This is a genomic window from Carboxylicivirga caseinilyticus, from assembly GCF_050589785.1.
Taxonomy (GTDB): domain Bacteria; phylum Bacteroidota; class Bacteroidia; order Bacteroidales; family Marinilabiliaceae; genus Carboxylicivirga; species Carboxylicivirga caseinilyticus.
In genome coordinates, this window is sequence record NZ_JBNGOX010000073.1 from 1 (window position 1) to 7,968 (window position 7,968).

The following is a 7,968-nucleotide window of genomic DNA, read 5'->3' on the forward strand; positions in this document are numbered from 1 at the left end:
CCCTTCAGGGGATTTAGGGGTGACATAAAATGATATTTTATTACAAATTGAAACTAACGTTGTTTTGATGTTTAGTTTTTGGACACCCTCTTTTTCTACTATAATTGAATAACCTTAATTATCATTCATCGAAATCAGAAATTCTTCATTAGAATTTGTCTTCTGCATGCGATCATGTAAAAATTCCATTGCTTCTACCGGCGTCATATCCGACAGGTAGTTACGCAATATCCAGATACGATTCATAAATTCCGGATCCATCAACAAATCTTCGCGACGGGTACTTGACAGGTTTACATCCACAGCAGGGAAAATACGCTTGTTCGACAAACGACGATCCAACTGAAGTTCCATATTACCTGTACCTTTAAATTCTTCAAAGATCACTTCATCCATCTTCGAACCTGTTTCAGTTAATGCAGTAGCGATAATGGTTAAAGATCCACCATTTTCAATATTACGCGCTGCACCAAAGAATCGTTTTGGTCGATGTAAAGCATTAGCATCAACACCACCCGACAACACTTTACCTGACGCAGGAGAAACAGTATTATAAGCACGAGCAAGACGAGTAATTGAATCTAATAAAATCACTACATCATGACCACATTCTACCATACGCTTTGCTTTCTCCAGAACAATGTTCGCAACCTTAACATGACGTTCTGCAGGCTCGTCAAAAGTAGAAGATACTACTTCTGCATTCACACTACGTGCCATGTCTGTTACTTCTTCCGGACGCTCATCGATCAAAAGGATGATCATATAAACCTCAGGATGATTGGAAGCAATAGCATTTGCAATATCCTTTAATAATACTGTTTTACCAGTTTTTGGTTGAGCAACAATCAATCCACGTTGTCCTTTTCCAATAGGAGAAAACATATCAACCACACGCGATGAAAGACTAGCTTTTGTTCCATCAGTCAGGTTAAATTTCTCATTAGGGAAAATAGGCGTTAAATGATCGAATTGAACACGGTCGCGCACAATAGCAGGGGTTCTACCATTAATTAACTCAACTTTGATTAATGGAAAATATTTCTCTCCTTCTTTTGGAGGACGAATAGATCCTAAAACAGTATCACCTGTTTTTAAACCAAAAAGTTTGATCTGAGACTGAGAAACATATATATCATCAGGTGAGTTCAAATAGTTATAATCTGATGAACGAAGAAAACCATAACCATCAGGCATAATTTCCAACACGCCTGAAGCAGAGATTATACCCTCGAACTCGTAAGCCTTATCATCTTTACGATCAAACTGGCGACGCTCTTTGTTTTTATCCTGCCATTTTCTTCCAGGTTGGTCATCCTGACTACGATTTTCCTGGTTACGATTCTCTCTAACCGGACGCTCACTTTTCTCCGGACGGTCTTTTCCGTCACGCTTTTTAAGTTCTTTCACAGGAGCTTCTTTAACAGGCTCCTCTTTCGCAACAACCTCTTCCTTTTTCTCCTCTACAACTTCAACCTTTTCTTCAACGATCGGTTTTTCAGTCTTTACTTCAACCTCCGCCTTTGGCTCTTCTACTTTCTTCTCTTCCGGAATAACCTTTTTAGGTTCTTCACTCATCGAACTGGCTGCCTCAGCCACTTTTGAAGATACCGAAGACGCCACCAAACCAGTATCGGCACGTTGGGTTCTTGGACGTTTATTACGTGGTTTTTTATCAATAACCTTTTCTTTTTTAACCGGCTTCTTATTTTCAGTAACCTGAATAGCCTGTTCATCAAGAATCTTATAGATAAGATCCTGTTTCTTAAACGACTCAACTCGTTTTACATTAAGTTCTTTAGCAATTTGTCGTAAATCGGCAAGTAGCTTTTTATTAAGCTCTAAAATATCGTACATAATCTATAGAATAAGGAAAGTCCTTAGAACTAAAAAAATATTCTTATTTAAATGAAAGTTTGTTTAAAGAATTGAATACCTGACAGGCACCAACTTTTATTGTTCGCACAAATGTATGGATTCTTTAAATTCAAACAAAATAATTTAATGACAATCAACTCCATTTTACTCAAATTAATTAACATTTGTCTTTGCCGTTTGTTTTTTTTTCTGCAATTTTAAAAAACACGCGAACAAATTGACTAAGAAGCATGTTGCAAAGAATACAGACATCCTAAACTACACAACCACCGTTATGCAATGAGACAACTTAAAATTACAAAACAGGTAACCAATCGGGAGACTCCTTCTCTGGATAAATATCTTCATGAGATTGGCAAGGTGAGGCTTCTTTCTGCTGAAGAAGAAGTAAGTCTTGCCAAAAAAATAAAGAATGGAGATAATAAAGCTTTGGAGCAACTAATTAATTCGAACTTACGATTTGTTGTATCAGTGTCCAAGCAATATCAAAACCAAGGATTAAGTCTTCCTGATTTAATTAACGAAGGTAATTTGGGATTGATTAAAGCCGCTCAAAGATTTGACGAAACAAGAGGGTTCAAATTTATTAGCTATGCGGTTTGGTGGATTCGACAATCCATTTTACAAGCTTTAGCTGAGCAGGCTCGTATTGTAAGGCTTCCACTGAACAAAATTGGTTCGATCAACAAGGTAAATAATGCCTTTGCAAGATTAGAACAAGATTATCAGAGAGAACCAACTGCCGAGGAAATTGCCAGTGTTCTGGAAATTGCACCTAAAGAAGTCGGAGAAGCATTAAAAGTATCATCACGTCACCTTTCGATGGATGCACCATTAAAAAAGGATGAGGATAATACCTTATACGATGTACTATTATCATCTGATTTCATCAGTCCTGACACTCAACTTTTGGATGATTCGTTACGAAAAGAAATTGAACGTTCATTAGCCACACTTTCTACAAGAGAATCAGATATTATTAAACTGTATTACGGATTGAATGGGGAACCTCCGTATTCTCTTGAAGAAATTGGTAAACTTTTTAATCTGACAAGAGAACGAGTACGTCAGATTAAAGAAAAGGCAATAAAAAGACTTAAAAACACTTATAGAAGTAAGATTTTAAGATCCTTTCTGGGTTAAGATGCCATGCATCACCCACAACTGAGTGAGTAAAATTTCATCTTTTTCTTTATTTATCTTAAAAAGTGATTTTTTTGAAAGCCATTCTATTGTACTTTTGTGACTAAAGAAATTAAAATTCAATGAAACATTTGATTGCTCCGTCATTATTAGCAGCCGACTTCAGTAATTTATCATCCGAAATAGAAATGATCAATCAGAGTGAAGCCGATTGGTTACATCTTGATATAATGGATGGAGTGTTTGTTCCTAATATATCTTTTGGTATTCCGGTTCTTGAGTCAATTAAAGATAAATGTCAGAAACCAATGGATGTTCATCTTATGATTGTTGAACCCGACAGATACATTGATGCTTTCAAAAATGCCGGAGCCAACATCTACAATGTTCACTACGAAGCTTGTACTCACCTGCACCGCACTGTACAATCGATACATAATGCCGGGATGAAAGCCGGAGTTACTTTAAATCCCCACACTCCAGTTGCCTTGTTGGAAGACATCATATCAGAACTTGATCTGGTTTTATTGATGTCGGTTAACCCGGGTTTTGGAGGTCAGAAATTTATTGAAAACACTTATAATAAGATTGAGCAATTAAAAGAACTCATTCTTAAAAAGAATAGCAGGGCATTAATCGAAATAGACGGTGGTGTTGATAACAGCAATGCGAAAAAATTAATTAATACAGGTGCAGATGTTTTAGTTGCAGGTAGTTATGTTTTTAAATCAAAGAATCCTGTTGAAACCATTTCTTTATTGAAGAATTTCTAAGTTTATATTCTTTGCTTTTTATTATATTTGTGGCACATTTCACTTGGGGCTGACGTGGATTTGACAGCATTGCAAAGTGGTATGTAAGCATGTCGAGCGTCGTGATGCTGGCTCGTTAATCTCGGATCTCAACCATTTTAATTGGCGAAACAAATTACGCTCTTGCAGCTTAATCGAAGTATAGTAGATTAGCATAATTCTGGCATTAGATGCCGGAACAAGACATCTCTCGAATGCTAAGTTTTGAGGCGGTTCGGTTCAGAGATGCTGGTAAATCAGAACTAGGAAAAGGTAAGCTTCGGGCTTTTTCCGAAATTTAAGAAGATAAGGTAGCAGTCGGTGGCTTTGATCCAGCTGCTATTCGAAAAATAAGTCAAAGCTAAGCATGTAGAAAGCATATGACTTCTTTGTCTGGACCAGGGTTCGATTCCCTGCAGCTCCACTAAAAATTCAAAAACCTTTCAAAAACTCCAAATCCCTTCTCTGCAAAGGGATTTTATTTTTTGTTTTTCTGATCATATTTAAGATCCTTATAATCGAATTAGAAATTGTTTTACTATTCTATGTCCGCGTATTACTAATCTATATATGGAATACGTCATATAGCTTTCTGTTTATATCTTAGCAAAATTATTTGAGATCGAAATCCTTTTCCGGTATCAACCTATAAACATCAATAATGGTATTGTATTTATCGTCAGAATTGGTGGACTATTATGTATTTTCTTTTTGAAGCTTAAGCTGGTATTTAAGGTTTTGATACATTTAAGCCATATTCAGTAAATCAAAAGTCTACTAAATTTTAAATTACATATGAAAAAAAACTACCTATTTACCTTTTTAGTAATTACCAGTTTATTTTTATTAAGAGGCACTCAGGTTTCTGCAGTAACACTAACAAGCACTGAAATAGAAACACTTTACAACAACTATTTTAATCCGACTTCCTTTAGATATGTAACTGTTCATGATCCATCTGTGGTTATCGGATATCAAACAGGGGCTACCATTACCGGAGAATATTCTGAAGGAGCTACAAAGGTTTATTACATTTTTGGTTCGCATTTAGCATGGGCTTATTCGACCGATCTCGAAAATTGGACTTCTTTTACAAATAATATTAACAGTTCATATCAGACTATTTTTGCAGAACCGGCTTCATGGTCAGCAAAAGGCAGTACTAATTATAACGTTAGTGGTAATATGTGGGCTCCTGACGTTATCTGGAATAAAGACATGCAAAAGTGGTGCATGTACATGAGTATCAATGGAGACTATTGGTATAGTTCAGTAGTTTTGCTCACTGCCAGTACTCTAAATGGTAATTGGACCTATGAAGGCCCTGTTGTGTATTCAGGATTTACAAATCAGACAGAAGCTTCGGAAACTGACTTTTATGATGTAATAAACATTTCAGAAGGATTTCCTTCTAGATATTTATTAAATAGAAACGGTAGCCATACTTACGGACAAAATGCTATTGACCCGGGCGTAATTTACGATGAAGAAGGGAATTTATGGATGGCATATGGTTCGTGGTTCGGTGGAATTTATATGTTACGTCTTGATAAAAATACAGGCCTGAGAGATTATACTTATACCTATACCACAACAGACGGAACGGCAGCAAATGCAACGTCTGATGAATATCAGGGTATAAAAATAGCCGGAGGAAATCATGTATCAGGTGAGGCAGCCTATATAGAATATATTAATGACAAATATTATTTATTTGTCACAAACGGTGGTCTTACCGCCACAGGTGGTTATAATATGCGTGTATATGCTTCAACTAATGCCACCGGACCATATGTAGATATGACCGGGCAGGACGCCAGATACTCCTCTACCAATACCGGAGTGGGAGCCATCAATGGCAATGTTGGTTTAAGACTAATGTCTTACTATAAGTGGAGCTGGATGGATAAAGGTTTCACTGCACAGGGGCATAATTCGGCAGTGGTTGATGATGACGGTAAAAGTTATCTGGTATATCATACACGTTTTAACGATGGTACAGAAGGACATCAGGTAAGGGTTCATCAACTATTTCAAACAAAAAACGGTTACATCACCGCCGCACCTTTCGAATATTCCGGTGAAACATTAGAAACCGAAGCCTTTGCAACCGAAGATGTAGCCGGAGCATATGGCATTCTGTATCACGGAACAGGCACAGACTATGCCAACCTCGAATGCGTTGAAGAGAAAGAGATTGTGCTTAACACAGATGGATCTGTAACAGGTGCTTACACAGGATCATGGTCGCAAGCAGCAGACGGACCTTACATTACCCTTTCGATCAACGGTATTACATTTCAGGGTGTATTAGTAACTCAAAAGATGGAGCGATTAAACCATAACACACTGTGTTTCTCAGCAGTGGGAAGCGACATTTCGGTTTTTGGTTACCAAAAAGCAGGCGTTGGAAAGCCATTCCCGGATGATGCTCTTGTAGCATATAATGCCAAAAAATTTAATGGTACCATACCTTCCAAAGCATATAGTGGCGCTCAACTTTCATTACCAACCGATGGTTATTACGACGTAAGTTACTCATGGAGCTGGGACAATTCACTGATAAGTCCGGAAGGTATTATTCAGGATATTACAACCAATACGACAACTGATTTAACTTTAACAATATCCTGTGGCGATTATAACTATATCATAACCTATTCAATTCAATTAATCGCACGGAGCATTGCTGATCTGTTGCCAATTGAAGAAGATGCAATAATGGACTCATATGCAAGCATATCAGAGTTTGCTAATGCCACTCCAAACAATAACATCAACAATAAAACAGGATTATCACTTAGTTTCTATCTTGAAAATATTACCAGCGACTGGGATTTGATAGCTCACTCTTCGGATAACCTGTACAGTTTGTTTCTATCAGTATTAAGATATAATAGCGCTGACTTCTATGAAGCAAAAGCAACCTTATCGTCTGCCGCAATATCAGCTGGATACTCAGCAGCAAATGCCTGGCAAATATTTCTTAATACTAACTGTTATGTAACAGTATCTTATAACGTAAATGGTTCAATCTCCTATTATAAAGATGGAGAATTGATGCTTACCTACCAGCCAACAACAACGCCAAGTTATGGCTCAGGTGTTACTCCTGCCGACATAGTTACTGCCGTTTTAGGCTATTATCGTAATGGACAACTAATTTTAGATTATAATGCTACAAACATAGTTGTCGGTTATTCGGCCGATCTTGATTTATCAACCTATGAACCAATAGATGTTTCGGAATATGCTTTTTATGAAGATTATGACTATGTTGGTTTAGTATCATCCTGGTCCAGTCCATACGGTACTTTAACAAGCATATATGATTCATCAGAAGGAAGTAGTTACATACAGTTAGCTACGGGTGGTGGCTCTGGTAACAGAAGCGCATTGAATGTGTTCAGTAATGTAAGTAGTCTTACTAATTATAATTTCTCATTTGATGTTTGCTTAACTCCGGGTAATGTAGTTGATCGATCAGTTAGTGAAGTAGCATTGATCAGTACCGACAATAATAATCAAACAAACAATACAACAAGCTCGGGATATATATTCCGACTAGTTACTCCTACTTTTAATGGTAGCAATGGAAGTACTTGGTATGTAAATGGATCGACTTCTTCTGCGCTCACCATTGAGCCCGGAACTTGGATAAGAATCAGTGGAAATGTAAACATTACAGCTAATACTGCTGATGTTACAATTACTGACCGTTCAACAGGGAACTCAATTTATAATGGTATTACCTCAATAAATGGCAATGGTTTACTTAAGGGACTATGGTTGCTTGCCGGGCGTGGCGTTGGAACTTTGGGTGTTGACAACATCAAGGTTAAAGAAGGTAATTACAGTACCGGTATTATCACAACAGAAATTAAAATTGATTATAACAGTGATCTGGAAGTGTATAATCTATCGGGTGTTATAGTTGCAAAAGGTAAATTAGCATCTCTCAATTTGCCAACGAGCATATATATTGTTCGACAAGGTAAACATGTTCAGAAGCTCTTTATTAGATCCCATTAAAAAGAAATAAATTCAATTTAATAAACCATAAAGAGGGTGTCCAAAAATTAAACATCAGAACAACGTTAGTTTCAATTTGTAATAAAATATCATTTTATGTCACCCCTAAATCCCCTGAAGGGGA

4 protein-coding genes, 1 other RNA gene and 1 pseudogene are annotated in these 7,968 nt (G+C 37.0%); 5 read left to right on the top strand and 1 reads right to left on the bottom strand.

Annotation, left to right across the window (positions count from 1 at the left end; all coding sequences use genetic code 11):
• Window positions 1-114 precede the first annotated feature (114 nt).
• A complete protein-coding gene (gene rho, locus ACRD62_RS21995; RefSeq protein WP_430822240.1) occupies window positions 115-1,857 on the bottom strand; it encodes a transcription termination factor Rho in 1,743 nt (580 codons plus the stop codon).
• A gap of 300 nt (window positions 1,858-2,157) precedes the next feature.
• On the opposite strand from rho, the gene ACRD62_RS22000 reads away from it, so the two are divergent.
• From ACRD62_RS22000 to ACRD62_RS22020, 5 genes and pseudogenes are all read left to right on the top strand, one after another.
• Complete coding sequence (locus ACRD62_RS22000) at window positions 2,158-3,021, top strand: sigma-70 family RNA polymerase sigma factor (RefSeq protein ID WP_430822241.1); 864 nt, start codon at window positions 2,158-2,160, stop codon at window positions 3,019-3,021.
• A 122-nt stretch (window positions 3,022-3,143) separates the two neighbouring features.
• Entirely contained in the window at window positions 3,144-3,794 is a 651-nt protein-coding gene (gene rpe, locus ACRD62_RS22005) for a ribulose-phosphate 3-epimerase (RefSeq protein WP_430822242.1), read from the top strand.
• A 45-nt stretch (window positions 3,795-3,839) separates the two neighbouring features.
• Window positions 3,840-4,239: a transfer-messenger RNA gene (gene ssrA, locus ACRD62_RS22010) on the top strand.
• 368 nt (window positions 4,240-4,607) lie between these two features.
• Window positions 4,608-5,804 (top strand): annotated as a pseudogene (locus tag ACRD62_RS22015) (family 43 glycosylhydrolase); the annotation flags it as partial.
• A gap of 60 nt (window positions 5,805-5,864) precedes the next feature.
• Window positions 5,865-7,844, top strand: coding sequence for a lipocalin-like domain-containing protein (locus tag ACRD62_RS22020; RefSeq protein WP_430822243.1), 1,980 nt, complete (start codon window positions 5,865-5,867; stop codon window positions 7,842-7,844).
• Window positions 7,845-7,968 lie beyond the last annotated feature (124 nt).